Origin of the sequence: Paraburkholderia sp. MM5384-R2, assembly GCF_014201025.1 — a bacterium.
Taxonomy (GTDB): domain Bacteria; phylum Pseudomonadota; class Gammaproteobacteria; order Burkholderiales; family Burkholderiaceae; genus Paraburkholderia; species Paraburkholderia tuberum.
The window spans coordinates 1-21,101 of the sequence record NZ_JACHDI010000049.1 but is presented as its reverse complement, the minus strand read 5'-3'; the positions used below and the strand labels follow the sequence as shown (position 1 = coordinate 21,101).

Annotated in this window: 17 protein-coding genes; 6 read left to right on the top strand and 11 right to left on the bottom strand. The window is 64.4% G+C overall.

Annotated features, from left to right (window positions below):
- Positions 1-68: 68 nt before the first annotated feature.
- Positions 69-755, bottom strand: coding sequence for an orotate phosphoribosyltransferase (locus tag HDG37_RS37180; protein WP_184056369.1), 687 nt, complete (start codon positions 753-755; stop codon positions 69-71).
- A 312-nt stretch (positions 756-1,067) separates the two neighbouring features.
- Between HDG37_RS37180 and HDG37_RS37175 the strand changes: the two genes are divergently transcribed.
- Together HDG37_RS37175 and HDG37_RS37170 are read left to right on the top strand one after the other, a co-directional pair.
- Positions 1,068-2,306 carry an MFS transporter gene (locus HDG37_RS37175; RefSeq protein ID WP_184056367.1) on the top strand — a complete coding sequence of 413 codons (1,239 nt, stop codon included), beginning with the start codon at positions 1,068-1,070 and terminating at the stop codon, positions 2,304-2,306.
- A gap of 360 nt (positions 2,307-2,666) precedes the next feature.
- Complete coding sequence (locus HDG37_RS37170) at positions 2,667-4,949, top strand: NADP-dependent malic enzyme (protein ID WP_184056365.1); 2,283 nt, start codon at positions 2,667-2,669, stop codon at positions 4,947-4,949.
- Between the two features lie 159 nt (positions 4,950-5,108).
- On the opposite strand, the gene HDG37_RS37165 is transcribed toward HDG37_RS37170, so the two are convergent.
- Positions 5,109-8,705 (bottom strand): indolepyruvate ferredoxin oxidoreductase family protein, encoded by a 3,597-nt coding sequence (locus HDG37_RS37165; RefSeq protein ID WP_184056363.1) that lies wholly within the window; start codon positions 8,703-8,705, stop codon positions 5,109-5,111.
- 386 nt (positions 8,706-9,091) lie between these two features.
- Here HDG37_RS37165 and HDG37_RS37160 point away from each other — a divergent pair, with 386 nt between their 5' ends.
- Positions 9,092-9,277 (top strand): hypothetical protein, encoded by a 186-nt coding sequence (locus tag HDG37_RS37160; protein WP_184056361.1) that lies wholly within the window; start codon positions 9,092-9,094, stop codon positions 9,275-9,277.
- 138 nt (positions 9,278-9,415) lie between these two features.
- On the opposite strand, the gene hppD is transcribed toward HDG37_RS37160, so the two are convergent.
- Positions 9,416-10,513: a 4-hydroxyphenylpyruvate dioxygenase gene (gene hppD, locus HDG37_RS37155; RefSeq protein WP_184056359.1), complete on the bottom strand. Its 1,098-nt coding sequence runs from the start codon at positions 10,511-10,513 to the stop codon at positions 9,416-9,418.
- Between the two features lie 190 nt (positions 10,514-10,703).
- On the opposite strand from hppD, the gene HDG37_RS37150 reads away from it, so the two are divergent.
- Positions 10,704-11,201: an Lrp/AsnC family transcriptional regulator gene (locus tag HDG37_RS37150; RefSeq protein ID WP_184056357.1), complete on the top strand. Its 498-nt coding sequence runs from the start codon at positions 10,704-10,706 to the stop codon at positions 11,199-11,201.
- Between the two features lie 99 nt (positions 11,202-11,300).
- On the opposite strand, the gene HDG37_RS37145 is transcribed toward HDG37_RS37150, so the two are convergent.
- From HDG37_RS37145 to paaA, 8 genes are all read right to left on the bottom strand, one after another.
- Positions 11,301-11,969, bottom strand: a complete 669-nt coding sequence (locus HDG37_RS37145; RefSeq protein WP_184056355.1) for a GNAT family N-acetyltransferase — start codon at positions 11,967-11,969, stop codon at positions 11,301-11,303.
- Between the two features lie 278 nt (positions 11,970-12,247).
- Entirely contained in the window at positions 12,248-12,859 is a 612-nt protein-coding gene (locus HDG37_RS37140) for a TetR/AcrR family transcriptional regulator (RefSeq protein WP_184056353.1), read from the bottom strand.
- A gap of 17 nt (positions 12,860-12,876) precedes the next feature.
- Positions 12,877-13,692: a DUF1835 domain-containing protein gene (locus HDG37_RS37135; protein ID WP_184056351.1), complete on the bottom strand. Its 816-nt coding sequence runs from the start codon at positions 13,690-13,692 to the stop codon at positions 12,877-12,879.
- A gap of 175 nt (positions 13,693-13,867) precedes the next feature.
- Entirely contained in the window at positions 13,868-14,956 is a 1,089-nt protein-coding gene (paaE, locus tag HDG37_RS37130; protein ID WP_184034674.1) for a 1,2-phenylacetyl-CoA epoxidase subunit PaaE, read from the bottom strand.
- Between the two features lies 1 nt (position 14,957).
- Positions 14,958-15,527 (bottom strand): 1,2-phenylacetyl-CoA epoxidase subunit PaaD, encoded by a 570-nt coding sequence (gene paaD, locus HDG37_RS37125; protein WP_184056349.1) that lies wholly within the window; start codon positions 15,525-15,527, stop codon positions 14,958-14,960.
- Between the two features lie 7 nt (positions 15,528-15,534).
- On the bottom strand, positions 15,535-16,356 hold the full coding sequence (paaC, locus tag HDG37_RS37120; RefSeq protein ID WP_184056347.1) for a 1,2-phenylacetyl-CoA epoxidase subunit PaaC: 822 nt from the start codon (positions 16,354-16,356) through the stop codon (positions 15,535-15,537).
- 8 nt (positions 16,357-16,364) lie between these two features.
- A complete protein-coding gene (paaB, locus tag HDG37_RS37115) occupies positions 16,365-16,649 on the bottom strand; it encodes a 1,2-phenylacetyl-CoA epoxidase subunit PaaB (protein ID WP_184056345.1) in 285 nt (94 codons plus the stop codon).
- 36 nt (positions 16,650-16,685) lie between these two features.
- Positions 16,686-17,687, bottom strand: coding sequence for a 1,2-phenylacetyl-CoA epoxidase subunit PaaA (gene paaA / locus HDG37_RS37110; RefSeq protein ID WP_184056337.1), 1,002 nt, complete (start codon positions 17,685-17,687; stop codon positions 16,686-16,688).
- A gap of 247 nt (positions 17,688-17,934) precedes the next feature.
- On the opposite strand from paaA, the gene HDG37_RS37105 reads away from it, so the two are divergent.
- Together HDG37_RS37105 and HDG37_RS37100 are read left to right on the top strand one after the other, a co-directional pair.
- Complete coding sequence (locus HDG37_RS37105; RefSeq protein WP_184056335.1) at positions 17,935-19,557, top strand: NAD(P)/FAD-dependent oxidoreductase; 1,623 nt, start codon at positions 17,935-17,937, stop codon at positions 19,555-19,557.
- Positions 19,558-19,670: 113 nt separating this feature from the next.
- Positions 19,671-20,951, top strand: coding sequence for an SGNH/GDSL hydrolase family protein (locus tag HDG37_RS37100; RefSeq protein WP_184056333.1), 1,281 nt, complete (start codon positions 19,671-19,673; stop codon positions 20,949-20,951).
- Positions 20,952-21,101 lie beyond the last annotated feature (150 nt).

Genomic DNA, 21,101 nt, shown 5'->3' with positions numbered 1-21,101 from the left:
GGCGGCTTTTTCATTCAATCCGCATAAAGCGGCTACGTTTTTATTGTCACTGCCTTACCGCGATGGCTTTATTGCGGCGTAGACGTCGCACCGCCATGTGCAGCGGACCACTCGGCCGGCGCGTGCAGGAATTTTTCCACTTCGTCGATCGTCTTCGTTTCGAAGTAGTTGTTCTGCTTCGCGACGCGCAGCACGTCCCACCACGTGGCGAGCGCGTGCAGATCGACGTCGATGTCTTTCAGCACCGACACGCTTTCCTTGAAGATGTTGTAGTGGAACAGCACGAAGCAGTGGTTCACCGTCGCGCCGGCGGTGCGCAGCGCGTTGATGAAGTTGATCTTGCTGCGGCTGTCGGTCGTCAGGTCTTCGACGAGCAACACCCGCTGGCCTTCGGTCAGCAGACCTTCGATCTGCGCGTTGCGGCCGAAACCCTTCGGCTTCTTGCGCACGTACTGCATCGGCACCATCAAGCGGTCGGACAGCCATGCCGCGAACGGGATGCCCGCGGTTTCGCCGCCGGCGACTGCGTCGATCTGCTCATAGCCGACGTCGCGCAGGATCGTCGCTTCGGCCATTTCCATCAGGCCGCGGCGCACACGCGGATACGAGATCAGCTTGCGGCAGTCGATATACACCGGGCTCGCCCAGCCGGACGTGAAAATATACGGTTTCTCCGCATTGAAATGCACTGCTTGTACTTCGAGCAGCATTTTGGCGGTGGTGTCGGAGATCGTCTGGCGATCGAAGCCTGTCATGGGCGGATCCTTCGGAGTGAGCGGGGGAGAAGCGGGCGCTGGGCCCGGTGGCGCAGCAAGCGGGGTATGCCGCGCCATGCTGGGCGGGATACGCGGCCGGGGGAAGAGCACAGACCGGCTTTTGCTGCGCGCGTGGGCCGCTATTTTACCTGAAACGGGTCGCACCGAGGAGGCCGTCGTGCGCGGCGGCGCAGCCGGCGGGCGCTTTGGCGCGCGCATCGTCTTGTGACCGGGTGAGGCCGCCTTTACACTCACGCGACTTTCCCGGGACGCTTCCCACGCAGCCGCCTTCAGACCTACGGAATGCTTTCAATGAACGCCGCTCCACCCGCCTCCGCCACCGAAACCCGCTCCGCCGTCCAACCGGGCTATGCGGGCCGCGCGCTGCTTGCGTCGGTGCTGGGCTATGCGATGGACGGCTTCGATCTGCTGATTCTCGGCTTCATGCTACCGGTGATCGCCGCCGACCTGCATCTGAGTTCCTCGCAGGCCGGTGCGCTGGTCACATGGACGCTCATCGGTGCGGTGGCGGGCGGCGTGCTCTTCGGCGTGCTCAGCGATTATTTCGGCCGCGTGCGCATGCTGACGTGGACGATCCTGATCTTCGCGGTGTTCACCGGCCTGTGTGCGCTCGCGCAAGGCTACACGGACCTGCTGATCTATCGGACCATCGCCGGGATCGGGCTGGGCGGCGAATTCGGCATCGGTATGACGCTGGTCGCCGAAGCGTGGCCGGCGTCGCAGCGGGCGCGGGTGTCGTCGTATGTCGGGCTCGGCTGGCAGCTTGGCGTGCTGGCGGCCGCGTTGCTGACGCCGCTGCTGCTGCCGGTGATCGGCTGGCGCGGCATGTTCGCGCTCGGGCTGCTGCCGGCGGTCGTGTCGTTCTTCGTGCGGCGCCGCGTCGAGGAGCCGGCGCTTTTCGACCAACGCGTCGCGCGCGGCATGCGCAAGCTGCCGCTGAAACTGCTGTTCGTCGATGGACGCACGACGCGCGCGAGCCTCGGCGTCACGATCCTGTGCTCGGTGCAGAACTTCGGCTATTACGGGCTGATGATCTGGCTACCTAGCTATCTGTCGAAGACCTTCGGCTATTCGCTGACCAAATCGGGGCTGTGGACCGCCGCGACGATCCTCGGCATGGCGGCCGGCATCTGGCTATTCGGCATCGCCGCCGACCGCTTCGGCCGCAAGCCGACGTTCCTGTTCTACCAGGCGGGTGCCGTCGTCATGGTGTTCGTCTATGCGCAACTGACGACGCCGATGGCGTTGCTGATCGGCGGCGCGGCGATGGGGGTGTTCGTCAACGGCATGATCGGCGGCTACGGCGCGCTGATTTCGGAGCTCTATCCAACCGATGCGCGTGCCACCGCGCAAAACGTGCTGTTCAACGCGGGTCGCGCGGTGGGCGGCTTTGGGCCGGTCGTCGTGGGCGCGCTGGCGGCGCGCTACTCGTTCGGCGTGGCGCTCGCGCTACTGGCGTCGATTTACCTGCTCGACATCCTCGCGACCCTGGTTCTGATACCGGAGCGACGCGGCGCCGAACTCGACTGACCGCGTCGACGAAGCGCGTCCTTCAATCGCTTCGGATCCTGCGAATGCGTGGACCATGCGGCCCGCATGGCGCCCCGCCGCATGGCGGAAAAGCACGGCCGGGTCGTGGCGACGCAGCGTCCTGAGCGCCTGTTTCGCCAATGGCGAGTCCTGTTAACCACTCAGTGCATCGACACGTCCGGGGTGTACACTGATCGACCCGCGAAGCACTCCACATCGTCTCGTCTTCGTCGAGGTAAGCCGTCGCGCCTGACCGGGCGCGTGCGAAAACCGCCTCGGTCGTCTATCCGTCCGACAGATGAAAGCGCTGCAACGATGTGTGCCGCCGGGCCCAATCACTTACGTCTCGCAGGCCTAGAAATGGACGAACAACTCAAGCAAAGCGCTCTCGCATATCACCAGAATCCGAAACCTGGCAAGATTTCGGTGACGCCTACCAAGGCGCTGTCGAACCAGCTGGATTTGTCGCTCGCGTATTCGCCGGGGGTGGCGGCAGCCTGTATGGCAATTCACGAGGAACCGCTCGACGCGCAGAAGTACACGTCGCGCGGCAACCTCGTCGGCGTGATCACGAACGGCACCGCGGTGCTCGGCCTCGGCAACATCGGCCCGCTTGCCGCGAAGCCGGTGATGGAAGGCAAGGGGTGTCTGTTCAAGAAGTTCGCGGACATCGACGTGTTCGACATCGAGCTGAGCGAATCCGATCCGGACAAGCTCGTCGAGGCGATCGCGATGCTCGAGCCCACGCTGGGCGGCATCAACCTCGAGGACATCAAGGCGCCGGAGTGCTTCTACATCGAGAAGAAGCTGCGCGAACGTATGAAGATTCCGGTTTTCCACGACGATCAGCACGGCACCGCGATCATCGCGTCGGCGGCGATCCTGAACGGCCTCAAGGTGGTCGGCAAGAGGCTCGACGAAGTGAAGCTGGTCTGTTCGGGCGCGGGCGCGGCGGCCATTGCGTGTCTGGATCTGCTCGTCAATCTCGGTCTGTCGAAGCAGAACATTCTCGTCGCCGACTCGAAGGGCGTGATCTACGAAGGGCGCGGCAACCTCGATCCGTCGAAGGAGCGCTATGCGGCGCACACCGAAGCGCGCTCGCTCGCCGATGCGATTCGCGGCGCCGACGTGTTCCTCGGCTGCTCGAGCGCCGGCGTGCTGAAGCCGGAGATGGTCGCCGAAATGGGCTCGCAGCCGCTGATTCTCGCGCTCGCGAACCCCGAGCCGGAAATCCGCCCGGAAGAAGCGCGCAAGGTGCGCCCGGACTGCATCATCGCGACCGGCCGGTCGGACTATCCGAACCAGGTCAACAACGTGCTGTGTTTCCCGTTCATCTTCCGCGGCGCGCTCGACGTCGGCGCGACGACGATCACCGAAGAAATGAAGCTCGCGTGCGTGCGCGCGATTGCCGAACTGGCTGAGGAAACCGACCAGGGCGATGAAGTCGCGAAGGCCTACGAAGGCCACTCGCTCGAATTCGGTCCCGAATACCTGATTCCGAAGCCGTTCGATCCGCGCCTGATCATCAAGATCGCGCCGGCCGTCGCGCAGGCCGCAATGGATTCGGGCGTCGCGACCCGCCCGATCCAGGACATGGATGCGTACCGCGAACAGCTCGGCGCGACCGTCTATCGCTCGGGCATGGTGATGCGGCCGGTGTTCGCGGCGGCGAAGTCGGCACCGGCGCGCATCGTGTTCGCGGAAGGCGAAGACGAGCGCGTGCTGCGCGCCGCGCAGTTCGTGCTGCTCGAAAAGATCGCCAAGCCGATCCTGGTCGGCCGTCCGTCGGTGATCGAGATGCGTCTGAAGAAGATGGGCTCGAAGCTCAAGTGCGGCGAAGACTTTGAGATCGTCGATCCGGAAGACGATCCGCGCTATCACAAGTGCTGGCAGGCGTATCACGAACTCGGCGCGCGCGAAGGCGTGACGCCGGACGTCGCGAAGGCCGCGATGCGCAAGTTCAACACGCTGATCGGCGCGATCCTCGTGCGCCTTGGCGAAGCGGACGGCATGATCTGCGGCATGATCGGCCAGTTCCACACGCATCTGAACTTCATCGAGCAGGTGCTCGGCAAGGCCGACGACGTCGAGAACTTCGCCGCGATGAATCTGCTGATGCTGCCGGGCCGCAACCTGTTCATCTGCGACACGTACGTCAACGAAGTGCCGACCGCAGAGCAGCTTGCCGACATGACGATGCTCGCCACGCGCGAAATCGAGAAGTTCGGCATCACGCCGAAGGTCGCGCTGCTGTCGAACTCGAACTTCGGCAGCGCGCCGTCGTCGTCGTCGCAGCGCATGGCCGCGGCGCGCAAGCTGATCACGCAACGCGCGCCGTCGCTCGAAATCGACGGTGAAATGCACGGCGACGCGGCGCTGTCGGAGACGGTCCGCAAGGCCGCGTTCCCGGGCACGACGCTCGCCGGCGAAGCGAATCTGCTGATCATGCCGAACGTCGAAGCGGCGAACATCGCTTACAACCTGCTGAAGGTCGTGGGCGGCGAGGGTGTGACGGTCGGGCCGTTCCTGCTGGGTGCGGAAAAGCCGGTGCATATCCTGACGCCGGCCGCGACCGTGCGCCGTATCATCAACATGACGGCGGTCGCTTCGGCGAACGCGCGCAAGTCGGTGAACGCGAAGTAACGTGCATCACGTGAGGTTGGCGCGGGCGCGGCAGTAACGCGCGCGCGGCGGCCTGGGCAGAAGCGCTACGGAACCCCGGTTCCGTAGCGTTTTTTTACGCCTGAAAAAAAGCGGCGGTCCGTGCAGACCGCCGCTTTTCGGTTCAGCTGGGAGAGTCGATCAAGCCGCGTGCTGCGTCTTGCCCGCATCCGGCGAACGCCAACGCGCGAGCAGCTCGTTCCACTTGATGCGCACGCCTTTCAGGTTGTTTTCCTTCACATGCCCATAGCCGCGGATGCCGTCGGGCAGATTCGCGAGCTCGACCGCGAGATCGCGTCTCTGAGAAGTCAGCCCGCCGATCAGCTCACGCACCAATGCCTCGTATTCGCCGATCAGCGCGCGCTCGGTGCGACGCTCCCCGGTGTTGCCGAACACGTCGAACGCGGTGCCGCGCAGGAACTTGAGCTTCGCGAGCACGTGCATCGCGCGGAACATCCACGGGCCGTACTTCTTCTTCACCAGATGGCCGTGCGCGTCCTTCTTCGATAGCGTCGGCGGCGCGAGATGCAGGTGCAGCTTCCAGTCGCCTTCGAACGTCGCGTTCAGTTTTTCGATGAACGCCGGGTCGCTGTACAGACGCGCGACTTCGTATTCGTCCTTGTACGCCATCAGCTTGTGCAGGTTCTTCGCGACCGCCCCGGTCAGCGGCATTTGGCCGTCGGCGGAATCGAGCGCTTCTTCCGCGGCTCGCACCTGCGACACCAGCGCGCGATAGCGCTCCGCGTACGCACGGTTCTGCCAGGCGCTCAGATAGTCGGCGCGCTTGTCGATCAGCGTGTCGAGCGCCTTCGGCGTATGCAGCGCGATGATCTTGCCGCCCGCGCTGTCGGCCGGATCGCCGCGTCCCTGCGTTTGCGCGAGCTTGCGTACCGCAGCCAGATCGTGCGCGGCACGCCGGCCCCATTCGAACGCCGCGCGGTTCTTGTCCACCTGCACGTTGTTCAGCTCGATCGCGCGAATCAGCGACTCGTGCGTGAGCGGCACCCAGCCGCGCTGCCACGCATAGCCGAGCACGAACGGGTTCGTGTAGATCGCGTCGCCGAGCAGCGCGACCGCGAAGTGATTCGCGTCGACGGTCGAGACGTTGTCATCGCCGGCCGCGGCGCGCACGTCGGCTTCGGTGCTGCTGCCGGGGAAGCGCCAGTTCGGGTTCTTGATCAGTTCGGCCGTCGGCGTGTGCGCGCTGTTCAGCACGACGCGCGTGCGATCCGCGTGCATCCGCGACACGCATTCGTCGCTGGCGGTGACGATCGCGTCGCAGCCGATCACGAGGCTCGCTTCGCCCATTGCGATGCGGGTCGCGTGGATGTCGGCGGGCTGCTTCGCGATCTGCACGTGGCTCATCACGGCGCCGCCTTTCTGCGCGAGCCCGGTGACGTCGAGCACCGTGACGCCCTTGTTCTCGAGATGCGCGGCCATGCCGAGCAGCGCGCCGATCGTGACGACGCCCGTGCCGCCCACGCCCGTCACCAGAACGCCGTACGGACGGTCGATGGACGGCAACTCGGGATCCGGCACCGGCGGCATTTCGGCGCCGGCGCCCGACGCCGCCTTCGGCTTGCGCAACTGGCCGCCTTCAACGGAGACGAAGCTCGGGCAGAAGCCGTTCACGCACGAGAAGTCCTTGTTGCAGGTCGACTGGTTGATCTGGCGCTTCGTGCCGTACTCAGTGTCGAGCGGTTCAACCGACAGGCAGTTCGACTTCACCGAGCAGTCGCCGCAGCCTTCGCACACCGCTTCGTTGATCACGACGCGCCGTGCAGGATCGGGATACGCGCCACGTTTCCTGCGACGGCGCTTTTCGGTCGCGCAGGTCTGGTCGTAGATCAGGATCGTGGTGCCCGGAACCTCGCGCAGCTGACGCTGCACGTCGTCGAGCTGGTCGCGGTGGTGAATGTCGACGCCGGGCACGAGGCCGACGTTTGCCGCGTACTTCTCCGGCTCATCGGTGACGATGACGATCTTTGCCGCGCCTTCGGCGGCGAGCTGATGGGTGATCTGCGGCACGCTCAGCACGCCGTCGACCGGCTGGCCGCCCGTCATCGCGACCGCGTCGTTGTACAGCAGCTTGTAGGTGATGTTCGCCTTCGACGCGATCGCCGCGCGAATCGCGAGCAGCCCCGAGTGGAAGTAGGTGCCGTCGCCGAGATTGGCGAACACGTGCTTGTCGTTCGTGAACGGCGCCTGGCCGATCCACGCGACACCTTCGCCGCCCATCTGGCTGAACGTGCTGGTGCTGCGATCCATCCAGACCGTCATGTAATGACAGCCGATGCCGGCCATCGCGCGCGAGCCTTCCGGCACGGTGGTCGACGTGTTGTGCGGGCAGCCCGAGCAGAACCACGGCTTGCGCTCGACTTCGACGCGCGGCCGCGCGAGCGCCTTTTCCTTCGCCTCGATCACCGCGATGCGCGCGGCAATGCGGGCGTGCACATCCGACGGCAGATCGAACTTGTCGAGCCGCGTGGCGATCGCCTTCGCGATGATCGCGGGCGACAGCTCGTAGTGCGCCGGCAGCAGCCAGTTGCCCATCGGCACCGACCATTCGCCGCCCGCGCCGTCCTTCTCGTCGAACTTGCCGAATACGCGCGGGCGCTGCGCGTCGGGCCAGTTGTACAGCTCTTCCTTGATCGCGTATTCGAGGATCTGGCGCTTTTCCTCGACCACCAGAATTTCGTCGAGACCGCGTGCGAAGGCCTGCGCACCTTGCGCTTCGAGCGGCCACACGCAGCCGACCTTGTACAGCCGGATGCCGATGCGCGAGCAGGTTTCGTCGTCGAGACCGAGGTCGGTCAGCGCCTGGCGCACGTCGAGATAAGCTTTGCCGCCGGTCATGATGCCGAAGCGCGCATGCGGCGAATCGATTTCGACGCGGTCGAGTTTGTTCGCTCGCACGTAGGCGAGACCGGCGTACCACTTGTAGTCGAGCAGACGCGCTTCCTGCACGAGCGGCGGATCGGGCCAGCGGATGTTCAGCCCACCGTCGGGCATCACGAAGTCTTCCGGCAGGATGATGTTGGTGCGGTGCGGATCGATATCGACCGATGCGGACGATTCGACCACGTCGGTCACGCACTTCATCGCGACCCAGAGGCCGGAGTAGCGGCTCATCGCCCAGCCGTGCAGGCCGAAGTCCAGATATTCCTGCACGTTCGACGGAAACAGCACCGGCAGCCCGCATGCCTTGAAGATGTGTTCGGACTGATGCGCGAGTGTCGAGGATTTGGCCGCGTGATCGTCGCCGGCGAGCACGAGAACGCCGCCGTGCCGGGACGAGCCGGCCGAGTTGCCGTGCTTGAAGACGTCACCGGACCGGTCGACGCCGGGGCCCTTGCCGTACCACATCGAAAACACGCCGTCGTGTTTGGCGCTCGGGTACAGATTGACCTGCTGCGAACCCCACACGGCGGTGGCCGCGAGGTCTTCGTTGACGCCGGGCTGGAACACCACCTGATGCGCGGCCAGATACTTTTTCGCTTTCCACAGCGACTGGTCGAGCCCGCCGAGCGGCGATCCGCGGTAGCCGGAGATGAAGCCGGCCGTGTTGAGGCCGGCGGCGCGGTCGCGTTCCTGCTGCAGCATCGGCAGACGCACCAGCGCCTGGATGCCGCTCATGTACGCGCGGCCGCGATCGAGGGTGTATTTGTCGTCGAGCGTGACGGAAGACAACGCGGCTTCGAGCGAGGCTCGCTGACCTGCGTCTAGCGGGGCATTCATTATGTGTACTCCTCCACTTCAGCTTGGGATCACCAAAACTTTTCTGGCCCCGGCATCTCGTGAATGCTGGGGCCGGGGTCGTCATATTGACGGGTTTTAAGCGATCGTAGCACTGGTGGAAACCCGCCGCAGCGGATCAAAAATCGCCCGCGCACGATCTGATTTCGGCCGGTTTCGCGACGACTTGCCGACGTGTTGTCAGCAGTTGTCGCGGATTTCCGCCGGAATGGAGTTGTATTGCGCCTGCGCGTGTAACAAGCTGTAAAACCTACAAATCTGCGGAACCGCAGTGAAAACGACTGTCTAACCCCGACCTGCGAGCGATGCCGAACGCCGCGCATTCTGTGCAGCTTCTGGACAGCAGGGCAGTTAGAAAAGGAGTACGCATGAACACAAGAAACATCCAGACCTTCCTGATGGTTTCCGCCGCTTTCTTCGCGATGAGCGCGCCGGTGCGCTCGAATCCGGGCAGCACGGGGGCACTGTCGAACGCGATCATTCGCACGGCGCAGGTGGCGCCGGCGCGGGTCGACGGTGCGATCGGCAGCGATCTGTACAGGCAGAATTCATGACGCACCGCATCGCGCGCGTCTAATGACGACCGGCCGCCGTTCCGAAGAGAGCGGCGGCGTTGCAACGTAAAAGGGCGAGGATCCTGCGATCCTCGCCCTTTTTTCTTCTGCGCGCCGATCAGGCGCGAGTCTGCGTGGTCAGGTCTTGTCCTGCACGACGCCGCGGCGAATCTGATCGAGCTCGATCGATTCGAACAGTGCCTTGAAGTTGCCTTCGCCGAAGCCCTGGTTGCCCTTGCGCTGAATGATCTCGAAGAAGATCGGGCCGATCTGGTTTTCGGTGAAGATCTGCAGCAGCAGATCGTCCGGTGCGCCGTCGATCAGGATCTTGCGCTTGCGCAGTTCCTCGAGCGGCTCGCCATGATTCGGCACGCGTCGGTCGACGAGTTCGTAGTACGTGTCGATCGTGTCGAGCAGTGAAATGTCCGATGCGCGCAGGCCGTCGACGGTGCGGTAGATGTCGCTTGTGCCGAGCGCGATGTGCTGGATGCCTTCGCCGTGGTACGCGTCCAGATATTCCTGGATCTGACCGGCGGTGTCCGAGCCTTCCTCGTTGATCGGAATGCGAATCTTGCCGCACGGCGAGGTCATCGCTTTCGACTTGACGCCCGTCACCTTGCCCTCGATGTCGAAGTAGCGCACCTCACGGAAGTTGAACAGGCGCTCGTAGAACTCCGCCCATTCCTGCATGCGGCCGCGATGCACGTTGTGCGTCAGGTGATCGATATAGGTCAGGCCGTGGCCGACCGGGTTCGGGTTCGCGCCCGGAATCGGTTCGAAGTCGACGTCGTATATGTCGATGTCACCGATGCTGTTCGGCGTCGCGCCGTTCTTGCCGCGCCAGCGGTCGACGAAATAGATCAGCGAATCGCCAATGCCCTTGATCGCCGGGATGTTCAGCTCCATCGGGCCGGTCTTGTTGTCGAAACCCCATGCGCCTTTTTCGAGCGCTTGGGCGTAGGCCTTCGCGGCGTCCTGTACGCGAAACGCAATCGCGCAGATCGACGGGCCATGCAAGCGCGCGAAGCGCTGCGCAAACGAATGCTTCTCCGCGTTGACGATGAAGTTGATGTCGCCCTGACGATACAGCGTCACGTCCTTATGACGATGCCGCGCGACGGCCGTGAAGCCCATCTGTTCGAACAGCTTGCCGAGCGCTTTCGGGTCCGGCGCCGTGTATTCGATGAATTCGAAGCCGTCGGTGCCGACCGGGTTTTCCCAAGTAGAAACCTGCATTGTCTGTCTCCAATCCCATGCAAGGGGGGGTGCCGAGGCGCGCTGGCGGTGAGCGCGCGGGACGGTCGGCTGAGCGCGACCGGATGGGACAAGTGTAGAACCGCGATGAAGACAAAAACTTGCGAACTTAATCACGCGTCGCTACGCTTGAGCCAGTTTATGGCTTTATTCAACGGATACGCGGCAGAACATGGCTAATAACGGGATAGACGCGATCGATCGACGCATTCTGGCGATCCTTCAAGAGAATGGCCGGCTGTCGAATCAGGAGATTGCGGAACGGATCAATCTGTCGCCGAGTCCGTGCCTGCGGCGGATTCGCCGGCTCGAGGAAAGCGGCGTGATTCGCGGCTATGTCGCGCTGCTCGACGCGCAACGTCTCGGGCTTGACCTGCTCGCGTATGTCAGCGTGCGGCTGGAGAAGGGTGGCGGTCGCGCGTTCAGTCCGCATGGCGAGGCCACGCACGCCGATCTGTTCGGCGCGGCCGTGCAGACGTGGCCCGAAGTTGTCGCATGTCACGCGATGACGGGTGAGATGGATTACCTGCTGCGCGTCCAGGTGGAGGACATGGCGCACTTTTCGCGCTTCGTGCAGGATCAATTGCTGCGGCATCCATCGGTGATCGATGTGAAATCGAGCTTTTCGCTAGAAAAGATCAAGGAAACGACAGCGTTGCCCATTTTGTAGGCTTCACGCGCACGGTCCTACGCGTGGCGTTGATTGGGTACAGATAGAAAAGAGGGCGACCTTTCGGCCGCCCCAATCTCATTTCCCCGTAGCGATTATTCAGGCAGCGACAGCCACCGGCATGAACGACTCGAACAGTCGCGATGCCTGGCGTGCGTGGCGCTTGAGCGCGTAATCGAACACGGCGGCCTGCTCCTGCAGCATTTCCGCGAGGATGCTCGACTGATCGGCCGGCGACAGCGTCAGATAGGCGTCAGCCTCGCCGTACGCGTACTCGATCTTCATGCCGGCCTTCCTGGCGATGTGCATCATGGTCGAATTGCGCGCCAGGCAGTGGATGTACAGCGTCGTCACATGCGTGTTGCGGCTGCGGATCGCGGCGCGCTCGAATAGCCTCGAGCCGATACCGATGCCGCGTGCGCTTTCGAGCACGGAGACGCCGAATTCGGCGGTGCGCTTGTTGCCTTCGGCCGGCAGGTAGGCCAGATGGCCGACGCCGCTCAGTTCCAGCTTGCTGTTGAACACGCCGAACACGGTGTCGCGCGTAAAGTCGATCGCGCGCACGTAGTGTTCGATCACATGGTTCGGCACGACCTGGCCGAAGCGCAGCAGACGGTCTTCTTCGTCGAGCGCGAGGAAGTGAGCAAGCAGGCGTTCGCGATCGGCGGCGGTGAGTTCACGGACCAGAACGTGCGCGCGTTCAGCAGGCAGCGACGCGCGATCGTTCGGCGCGATCGGCTCGGTGTTGCGATGGGTCAGCATGTTCATGGTCGGGTTCTCCTTTTAATCAGGCGGCGTTGTGCACCGCAAAACCGATTTTAACGGAAACCTAAGCCATTCACTAGGGAAAACCCGTATTAAAATTCGAAGTGAATACCTAGAGCGCTGGAACCCTAAATTTAATTAATTGATTTTAAACAGAAGTTAAAAGTGAACGCACGTTCGTGACACGATGCCGCATGGATTCCCTGCGCTGATTTATTTGGTCTGCATGTTGTTGCTTTGCAACATCCAGTGCGCGGATTGCGATCTGTTCAGACCATCGTCTACCTGGCCGGCGCGCTGCCGAGACCATGCTCGACCATGCCGACCACCTGCTCGGCGAACTCGCGATAGCCCATCCGGCCGTCCGGCTTGAGCCACGTGAAGGTCCAGTTGATCATGCCGAACACCATCATCGTCAGCGCGGTCTGGTTGTCGCGTGTCGCGCGTTCGGGATAGGCGCGCGCGAGCTGCCGCGCGAAGGCGGCGACTACGTCGCGCTGACGGTTCAGGATGATCTCGCGCTGCGAATCGACCAGATACTTGACATCGTTCAGCAGCGCGACGTGCCGGCTGTGCGACGTCTCATACTCGGACAGGAACGCGCGGATCAGCTCCGCGAAGGTTTCTCGCTCGCTCAGTTCGCGCCGCTGGCTCGATCCTTCCACCTCGGCGATGATCAGCATCAGGCGCTTCGTATAGCGATCGAGCAGATCGAACAGGATTGCTTCCTTGCTCTCGTAATAGTGATAGAGGCGCGCTTTCGAGGTGCCGCTCGCCGCGGCAAGATCGGCCATCGACGTGCTTGGATAGCTGGTCTGCGCGAACTTCGCGGCGGCCAGTTCGAGAATCTGCTCGCGTTGGGTTTCGTGGTCGGGGGCTCGGGTGCGGGCCATATTCGTCTGTTCTTATCTTATTGGGGTGAGCAGGGGGCGGATGCCGCGCGCAGTTCGAGCGAGCGCCATTCGTTCGCATCGCCGCGCAGGCGGATGCGCCGCAGCGCCGCGAGTTCGCGCATGCGCCACAGCACGATGCTGTCGCTGACGAGGAACCACAACCCGGCGGTCATCACATAGGCGGCGACGCGCGCGGCGGGCTGCCAGGCGTCGGTTGCCCGTTCGAGGATCAGCGCGTCGATTTCGGCAACGCTGCCGCTCGTGAAGGTGTTGTCACGCCAGCGCCGCGTCTCGCCGTTCGCCTGTTTGACCTCCTGCCATTCGAGCGCGAGCCGGCTGATGCGCAGCACGGAAATCGGTGCGGCGTCCGGCAGGTGTGTCTGCAATACGTCCGGCGCAAACATGCCGACCGATGTCGCGCGATCCTTGCGGGTATGCGCCCACGCTTGCGGATCGGTGAGGTCGGCGATCGACAGACGCACTTCGTTCAAACGCTGCGGGCTGTTGCGCACCAGGTAGCAGACGCGGCGCAGCATCAGTTGATCGGACGCGCTTTCGGCGTGCCACACCACGAGATTCGCGGTGCTGCTGGCGAGGCCGTCGAGCACCGCGGCCTGTTCGCGGAACTCGCGCACGAAGTCGCGTTGCGTGTCGGCGCTGACGCGTTCCCAGAAGTCGGCGCGCACGTGCGGAGCGTCGTCGACGCCGCGTAACGGGCCGACCGCCAGATCGTCCCGCAGCGGCTGCACGCGATCGTCGCGGCCCGCCTGGTCCAGCGCGGTACGCAGCGACTCGGCGGCGACATCGCCGTTGGTGAGGTGAATCGTGCTCATGGGCAAGGGCTTGCAGTGACGCCAGCAGCTGTAACAAAAAGAGGCCGCTCGCCGACTGGAACCCGATGTCCCGATCGATGAGCGGCCCCTAGTTTAAGCGGATCGCGAAACGGCCGAAAGCGGTGGCGGACGTCACGGGCGGGCAGTCCGTACCTAGGCCACGAAAGCACTCTACTCAACGTTCGTCGTAACTGACGACGACCTTGTCGCTAACCGGATGACACTGACACGTCAGCACGAACCCGTCGCGGACCTCGTGTTCTTCGAGCGTGTAGTTCTTTTCCATCTTCACTTCGCCCTCGAGCACCTTCGCGCGACAGGTGCAGCACACGCCGCCCTTGCACGCATACGGCAGCGCGAGACCGGCGCGCAGCCCGACGTCGAGCACGCTCGTGCCCTGATACGGCAGGCGCAGCTTGCGGCGCTTGCCGTCGAGCACGATTTCGAGCTCGGCCGCGGGGGTGTCCGCGGTGATCTCGACGGGCGGCACGCCCGCCTGCGGCAGCGGCGTGCCGAAGCGCTCGACGTGCACCTTCGCGGGCGGCACGCCGGCTGCCTTGAGCGCGGCCTCGGCCGCATCCATCATCGGCGCGGGGCCGCAGATGAACGCTTCGTCGATCGCGTCGGCCGGCAGCAGCTGCTCGATGAACGCCGCGCATTTTTCCTGGTCGAGCACGCCGTTAAACAGCTCGACGTCCTGCAGGTCGTCCGACAGCACGTGATACAGCACGAAGCGGTTCATGAAGCGGTTCTTTAGATCCTCGAGCTCCTCGGCGAACATGATCTGGTCGACGCTGCGGTTGCCGTAGACGAGCGTGAAGGTGCTGCGCGGCTCGACTTCGAGCGTCGTCTTGATGATCGCGAGCACCGGCGTGATGCCCGAGCCGCCCGAGAACGCGAGGTACTGCTGCCCCTGTTCCGCGTTCAGGTGCGTGAAGAAACGGCCGTCGGGCGTCATCACGTCGATCGTGTGGCCCGGCTGCAGCGTGTCGAACGCGAAGTTCGAGAAACGCCCGCCGCGCACGCGCTTGATGCCGATGCGCAACTCGCCGTCGCGATCGTAGTCGGTGACGCCCACGCAGATCGAATACGAACGGCGCGTTTCCTCACCGTCGATATGCGTCTTCAGCGTGACGAACTGGCCCTGCGTGAAGCGATAGTGGTCGCGCAGTTCGGGCGGGACTTCGAAGGCGACCGAGACCGCATCGGCGGTTTCGGGGCGCACTTCGCGGATACGCAGCGGATGGAATTGCGGGGTGGCCATATCAGTACGGTTTGAAGTAGTCGAAGGGTTCGCGGCAGTCGAGGCAGCGATACAGGGCCTTGCAGGCGGTCGAGCCGAATTGCGCGAGCCGCTCGGTGTGCGCCGAGCCGCAGCGCGGGCAGCCTGGGGCCGGCAGCGCGCGCGGCACGAACCGCAGCACTTTCTCCTGCGGCGCTGACGTCGCGGCTGAACCGCAGTTGCCCGTCGGCGGCGCGATGCCGTAGACGCGCAGTTTTTCGCGGGCTTCGGCCGTGATCCAGTCGGTGGTCCACGCCGGCGCGAGCACGGTGGCGACGCGGTATGGCGTGAGCTGCGCGGCCATGAGCGCACGGCCGATGTCTTCGGCGATCTGCGACATCGCCGGGCAGCCCGAGTAGGTCGGCGTGATCACGACTTCGAGCGCGCCGTCGGCGGCGCGTCGCACGCCGCGCAGGATGCCGAGCTCGCGGATCGACACCACCGGGATCTCCGGGTCGGGTACCGCTTCGAGCACGGTCCATGCGCGGGTGAGCGCGGCGTCGGTCGTGGCAGCGGCGGCGTTCGCGGGCTGCGGGGCGGTCGAGGTCGTCATCGCGTACTCACCAGCTGGCGCCCGGATGCTGGCGCGCGAGGCTCTGCATTTGCGCGAGCACGAAACCCATGTGCTCCGAATGCTCGCCGTGCTTGCCCGTGCTCACGTGCCGCAGCGCCGCGGGCAGCGTCAGCATGGCCTGGTCGAGCGTGGCGCGCACGTCGTCGAGCCACGCGGCTTCCAGCGCCGAGGTGCGCGGGCCGATGCCGGCCGCGGCGACCGCGTCTTCCACCGCGTCCGCGCTGAAGAACTCGTACGTGTACGGCATCAGATAGTCGAGCGCGGCCTGCGCGCGACGGTGCGATTCGGCGGTGCCGTCGCCGAAACGGATCAGCCACTCGCTCGCGTGATGCACGTGGTACTGCGTTTCCTTGATCGACTTCGCGGCGATCGCGGCGAGCTGCCCGTCGCTGGAGCCCGTCAGCGCACCCCACAGATGCATCATCAGCGTCGCGTACAGGAAGTTGCGCACGATCGTGACGGCGTAATCCTTCCCGGCCTGCGCGGTGCCGGCGAGCGGCCCGTAATGCGGCAGCTCGGCGAGCGTGTAGTTCGCGAATTCGCGCTCGGCGCGGAAGTACGCGTAGTCGTCTTCGCTGCGCTGACGGCCGGTGAGCTGAGCTTCGAGCGCGGCCGCGTGCGTGTACAGCAGGCGCGCCTGGCCGATCAGGTCGAGGCTCATGTTCGACAGCGCGATGTCCTCTTCGAGGATCGGGCCGTGGCCGCACCACTCGGTGTTGCGTTGGCCGAGGATCAGCGCGGTATCCGCGAGGCGCAACACGTACTGGAGATGTTCGGGCGTAGTGGACGTAGTGGACGTAGTGGTCATGGCCGCGCTTACATGTGGTTGACTTCGTCGGGGAGCGTGTAGAACGTCGGGTGGCGATAGATCTTGTCGCTCGCCGGTTCGAACAGCTCGGCCTTCTCGTGCGGCGCCGAGGCCGTGATCGCCGAGGACGGCACCACCCAGATGCTCACGCCTTCCTGGCGGCGCGTGTAGACGTCGCGCGCCATGCGCAGCGCCATCGGCGCGTCGGCGGCATGCAGACTGCCGCAGTGTTTATGGTCGAGTCCCTGCTTGCTGCGCACGAACACTTCCCAAATCGGCCATTCCCTGTTCATTGCTGATCTCCTGATTCCTTTGATGTGCGGTGCCACTCAGGCGGCGTGCTGTTGCGCGCGCTGGCGCTGCTTTTCCGCGTGGGCGAGCGCGGCTTCGCGTACCCAGGCGCCGTCTTCGTGGGCCTTCACGCGGGTCGCGAGGCGCTCGCGGTTGCACGGGCCGTCGCCATTGACGACGCGCCAGAACTCTTCCCAGTCGATGTCGCCGTAGTCGTAGTGGCCCCGCGCCTCGTTCCATTTGAGGTCCGCGTCGGGCAGCGTGACGCCGAGCACCTTCGCCTGCTCGACGGTCGCATCGACGAATTTCTGGCGCAGGTCGTCGTTGGTGATGCGCTTGATGCCCCATCTGGCCGACTGGTTGCTGTGGACCGAATCCTTGTCGCTCGGGCCGAACATCATCAGCACCGGCCACCACCAGCGGTTCACCGCCTGCTGGACCAGCTCGCGCTGCGCCTCGGTGCCCGCCATCATCGCGAGCAGCGCGTCGAAGCCCTGGCGCTGATGGAACGACTCTTCCTTGCAGATGCGGATCATCGCGCGGGCGTACGGGCCGTAGGTACAGCGGCACAGCGGGATCTGGTTCATGATCGCCGCGCCGTCGACGAGCCAGCCGATCACGCCGACGTCGGCCCAGGTGGGTGTCGGGTAGTTGAAGATGCTCGAATACTTGGCCTTGCCCGCGTGCAGCGCGTCGATCAGCTGCTCGCGCGAGACACCGAGCGTTTCGGCGGCGCTATACAGATAGAGGCCGTGGCCGGCTTCGTCCTGCACCTTGGCGATCAGGATCGCCTTGCGCTTGAGGCTCGGCGCGCGCGTGATCCAGTTGCCCTCGGGCAGCATGCCGACGATCTCCGAGTGCGCATGCTGCGAGATCTGCCGCACCAGCGTTTTGCGGTACGCGTCGGGCATCCAGTCCTGCGGCTCGATCTTGCCGTCGGCGCTCATGACCGCGTCGAAGCGAGCCTGTTGTTCGGGCGAATTCGCGTCCGCGTCCAGCGGGGCGACGTTGCCGGGGATATCGAGGGATTGGGTGTACATGAGGGACGCTCTCTCTGGACGAGTAGTCTGTGTCGGCGTAGTATAAACCAACCGACCGGTCGGTTAATAAATTTTTTGTGCAGAGACGTTGGGGCTGATAGCTCATTGAGGGCGTCGAAGCATGCATGCTGGTTTGCCCGGTTTCGACGGGCCGGCGCTTCATGACCGGCCGTCACCCCGCGCCGACACTTACCGGTAAAATTGCGAATTGGCCGCGATTTGCGGCCCACTTGCATCTCCGGTACTCATGTTACGTCTAAGCGAAATCAAACTCCCGCTCGATCATCCCGAAAGCGCCCTCGAAGCCGCCATCCATGCGCGCCTCACGGAACTCGGCGTGGCGCGGAACGGGCTCATCCGATACACCGTGTTTCGCCGCGCGCACGACGCGCGCAAGCGCGCCGACATCAAGCTCACCTACATCGTCGATGTCGAGGTCAAGGATGAAGGGGCCGCGCTGAAACGGCTCGCCGACGTGCCGCATTGCGGCGTGACGCCCGACATGAGCTACAAGTTCGTCGCCGAAGCGCCCGCCCAACTGAGCACGCCGCGTCCGGTCGTCATCGGCATGGGGCCGTGCGGACTGTTCGCGGGCCTGATCCTCGCGCAGATGGGCTTCCGGCCGATCATCCTCGAGCGCGGCAAGGCCGTACGTGAGCGCACCAAGGACACGTTTGGCCTGTGGCGCAAATCGGTGCTGAATCCCGAGTCGAACGTGCAGTTCGGCGAAGGTGGTGCGGGCACCTTTTCGGACGGCAAGCTCTACAGCCAGATCAAGGACCCGAAACACTACGGCCGCAAGGTGCTCGACGAATTCGTGCGGGCCGGTGCGCCGGAGGACATCCTGTACCTGAGCCGGCCGCATATCGGCACGTTTCGTCTCGTCAGCATGGTCGAGAAGATGCGCGCGAGCATCCACGAGTTGGGCGGCGAAGTGCGCTTCGAAACGCGTGTCGAGGACATCGACATCGACAACGGCCAGGTGCGCGGGCTGAAGCTGTCGACCGGCGAGACGCTGCGCTGCGACCACGTTGTGCTGGCGGTCGGCCATAGCGCACGCGATACTTTCCAGATGCTGTACGACCGCGGCGTTCACGTCGAGGCGAAGCCGTTTTCGCTCGGTTTTCGGATCGAGCATCCGCAAGGGATCATCGATCGGAGCCGTTTTGGGAAATTTGCCGGTCACAAACAGCTCGGCGCAGCCGACTACAAGGTGGTGCACCACTGCAGCAACGGGCGAGCGGTTTATAGCTTCTGCATGTGTCCCGGCGGCACCGTGGTGGCGGCCACGTCCGAGCTGGGGCGCGTCGTCACGAACGGCATGAGCCAGTACTCGCGCGCGGAGCGCAACGCGAACGCGGGCATTGTGGTCGGCATTACGCCAGACGACTACCCGGGCGGGCCGCTCGCCGGCATCGCGTTCCAGCGCAAGTGGGAGGAGCGGGCGTTCGAGCTCGGTGGCGGTAACTATATGGCTCCAGGGCAATTGGTCGGCGACTTCATCGCGGGGCGGCCGTCCACTTCACTCGGCTCGGTCGTTCCGTCGTACAAGCCGGGCGTGCGGCCAACCGATCTCAGCACCGCGCTGCCCGACTACGCGATCGAAGCGATTCGCGAAGCGCTGCCACAGATGGAGAAGAAAATCGCAGGTTTCGCGATGCACGATGCGGTGCTGACCGGCGTTGAAACGCGAACTTCGTCGCCGGTACGCGTGCGTCGCGGCGACGACTACCAGAGTGTCAACGTCAACGGGCTGTATCCGGCGGGCGAGGGTGCGGGGTATGCGGGCGGGATCTACTCGGCGGCAATCGACGGAATCGAGGTCGCCGAAGCGGTCGCGCTGAAGATCATGAGTCAGCAAACGGCGTGAGTCCGAGCCGGCACAGCCGCCGGGCGCCGGGGGAAGCGGACCTGCCGGCGATTGCCGGCGATTGCCGCGTCGTTCGGGCACAATGCGCGTTTCGCCTCGAACCGATCCTCCGAATGACCATTCGCACCCTGGCTGCCGCATGCGGCGCGGCGCTGCTTGCCCAATTTGCCTCGTTTGTCCTTTCCTCGAGTGCGTTCGCTGCCGAAGCGTCCGAGCATTGGGTCGCCGTTTGGGCGACCGCGCTGCAACCGATTCCACAGCGGGCCGAGTTACCACCGCTGTATCGCGCGCCGGAAGTCGCCGGGCGCACCGTTCGACAAATCATGTATCCGACGTTGTCGGGGAGGGTGGCGCGAATTCATCTGAGCAATGCGTACGGCAAGACGCCTCTCGTCATCGACGAACTGCGCATCGCGCGCTCCGCCGGTGGCGCGGCAGCAGTCGAGGGCGCCGGCAGTCGGGTGACGTTTGGCGGTAAGGGCGCGGTCAGCGTTCCGCCTGGCGGCGAGGTGGACAGCGATCCGGTCGCGATCGATGTCGTCGAGGGCGCGCCATATGCGATCAGTGCGTTCGTGGGACCGGAGCAGCGGATCGTCGCATGGCACCGAGTGTCGAATCAGGTGAATTATGTGTCCGGGCCCGGCAATCACACCACCGACGCCTCCGCCACGGCGTTTCCCGGCCGCTTCACGCAATATGTGTGGGTCACGGGTTTGTCGGTGGAGGCGGCGGCACCGTCGCTTGCCGTGGCCGCGATCGGCGACTCGATCACTGACGGCATGCGCTCCACCCTCAACCAGAACCGTCGCTGGCCGGATGCGCTGGCTCGGCGGCTGGCGGCGAGCGGCGCGCAGTCGACCGCGATCGTGAATCTCGGCATCAGCGGCAACCGGCTCCTGAGCGACTCACCTTGCTATGGCGACGCGCTTGCGAGCCGCTTCGAGCGCGACGTTTTACGACGTCCAGGCGTCAAAGCGGCGATCCTGCTGATTGGCATCAACGACATCAACTTTGCGGCAATGCCGCCTCATGGCGGGCTCGACTGCGATTTTCCTCATACGTCGGTCACGGCTGCAGATCTGATCGCCGGTTACCAGCGAGTGATCGCGGCCGCGCGGCGCAACGGTGTCAAGATGTTCGGCGCGACGCTGACGCCGGCGTCGCTGCCACAGGAGCGGGAAAACATCCGACTCGCGGTTAATCAGTGGATCCGAACTAGTCGTGCTTTCGATGGCGTCGTCGACTTCGACGCGGCGTTGCGCGATCGGGCGCAGCCGGAGCGTCTGCAGCGCGCTTTCGATAGCGGCGATCACATCCATCCAAGCGACGCGGGCTACGCGGCTATGGCCGCAGCAGTTCCTGTCGAGGTCGTGGTGGAGGCGACCCGGAAGTGAGCGGCAACTCTTTTTAAGCGAAAGCAAAAACGGGTATTGACGAGACGCGAAAGAGTCTCCATAATTTCGCTTCTCTGCTGCAGACGCAGCGACGCAAACGAAGCAGTGCCGGGTAGTGGTGGTTCAGGCGCGGCGGGTTTGGCGGACCGA

Coding starts and splice junctions, on each gene's coding strand:
- HDG37_RS37180 (WP_184056369.1), bottom strand. CDS start 755: ATGACAGGCTTCGATCGCCAGACGATCTCCGACACCACCGCCAAAATG.
- HDG37_RS37175 (WP_184056367.1), top strand. CDS start 1,068: ATGAACGCCGCTCCACCCGCCTCCGCCACCGAAACCCGCTCCGCCGTC.
- HDG37_RS37170 (WP_184056365.1), top strand. CDS start 2,667: ATGGACGAACAACTCAAGCAAAGCGCTCTCGCATATCACCAGAATCCG.
- HDG37_RS37165 (WP_184056363.1), bottom strand. CDS start 8,705: ATGAATGCCCCGCTAGACGCAGGTCAGCGAGCCTCGCTCGAAGCCGCG.
- HDG37_RS37160 (WP_184056361.1), top strand. CDS start 9,092: ATGAACACAAGAAACATCCAGACCTTCCTGATGGTTTCCGCCGCTTTC.
- hppD (WP_184056359.1), bottom strand. CDS start 10,513: ATGCAGGTTTCTACTTGGGAAAACCCGGTCGGCACCGACGGCTTCGAA.
- HDG37_RS37150 (WP_184056357.1), top strand. CDS start 10,704: ATGGCTAATAACGGGATAGACGCGATCGATCGACGCATTCTGGCGATC.
- HDG37_RS37145 (WP_184056355.1), bottom strand. CDS start 11,969: ATGAACATGCTGACCCATCGCAACACCGAGCCGATCGCGCCGAACGAT.
- HDG37_RS37140 (WP_184056353.1), bottom strand. CDS start 12,859: ATGGCCCGCACCCGAGCCCCCGACCACGAAACCCAACGCGAGCAGATT.
- HDG37_RS37135 (WP_184056351.1), bottom strand. CDS start 13,692: ATGAGCACGATTCACCTCACCAACGGCGATGTCGCCGCCGAGTCGCTG.
- paaE (WP_184034674.1), bottom strand. CDS start 14,956: ATGGCCACCCCGCAATTCCATCCGCTGCGTATCCGCGAAGTGCGCCCC.
- paaD (WP_184056349.1), bottom strand. CDS start 15,527: ATGACGACCTCGACCGCCCCGCAGCCCGCGAACGCCGCCGCTGCCACG.
- paaC (WP_184056347.1), bottom strand. CDS start 16,356: ATGACCACTACGTCCACTACGTCCACTACGCCCGAACATCTCCAGTAC.
- paaB (WP_184056345.1), bottom strand. CDS start 16,649: ATGAACAGGGAATGGCCGATTTGGGAAGTGTTCGTGCGCAGCAAGCAG.
- paaA (WP_184056337.1), bottom strand. CDS start 17,687: ATGTACACCCAATCCCTCGATATCCCCGGCAACGTCGCCCCGCTGGAC.
- HDG37_RS37105 (WP_184056335.1), top strand. CDS start 17,935: ATGTTACGTCTAAGCGAAATCAAACTCCCGCTCGATCATCCCGAAAGC.
- HDG37_RS37100 (WP_184056333.1), top strand. CDS start 19,671: ATGACCATTCGCACCCTGGCTGCCGCATGCGGCGCGGCGCTGCTTGCC.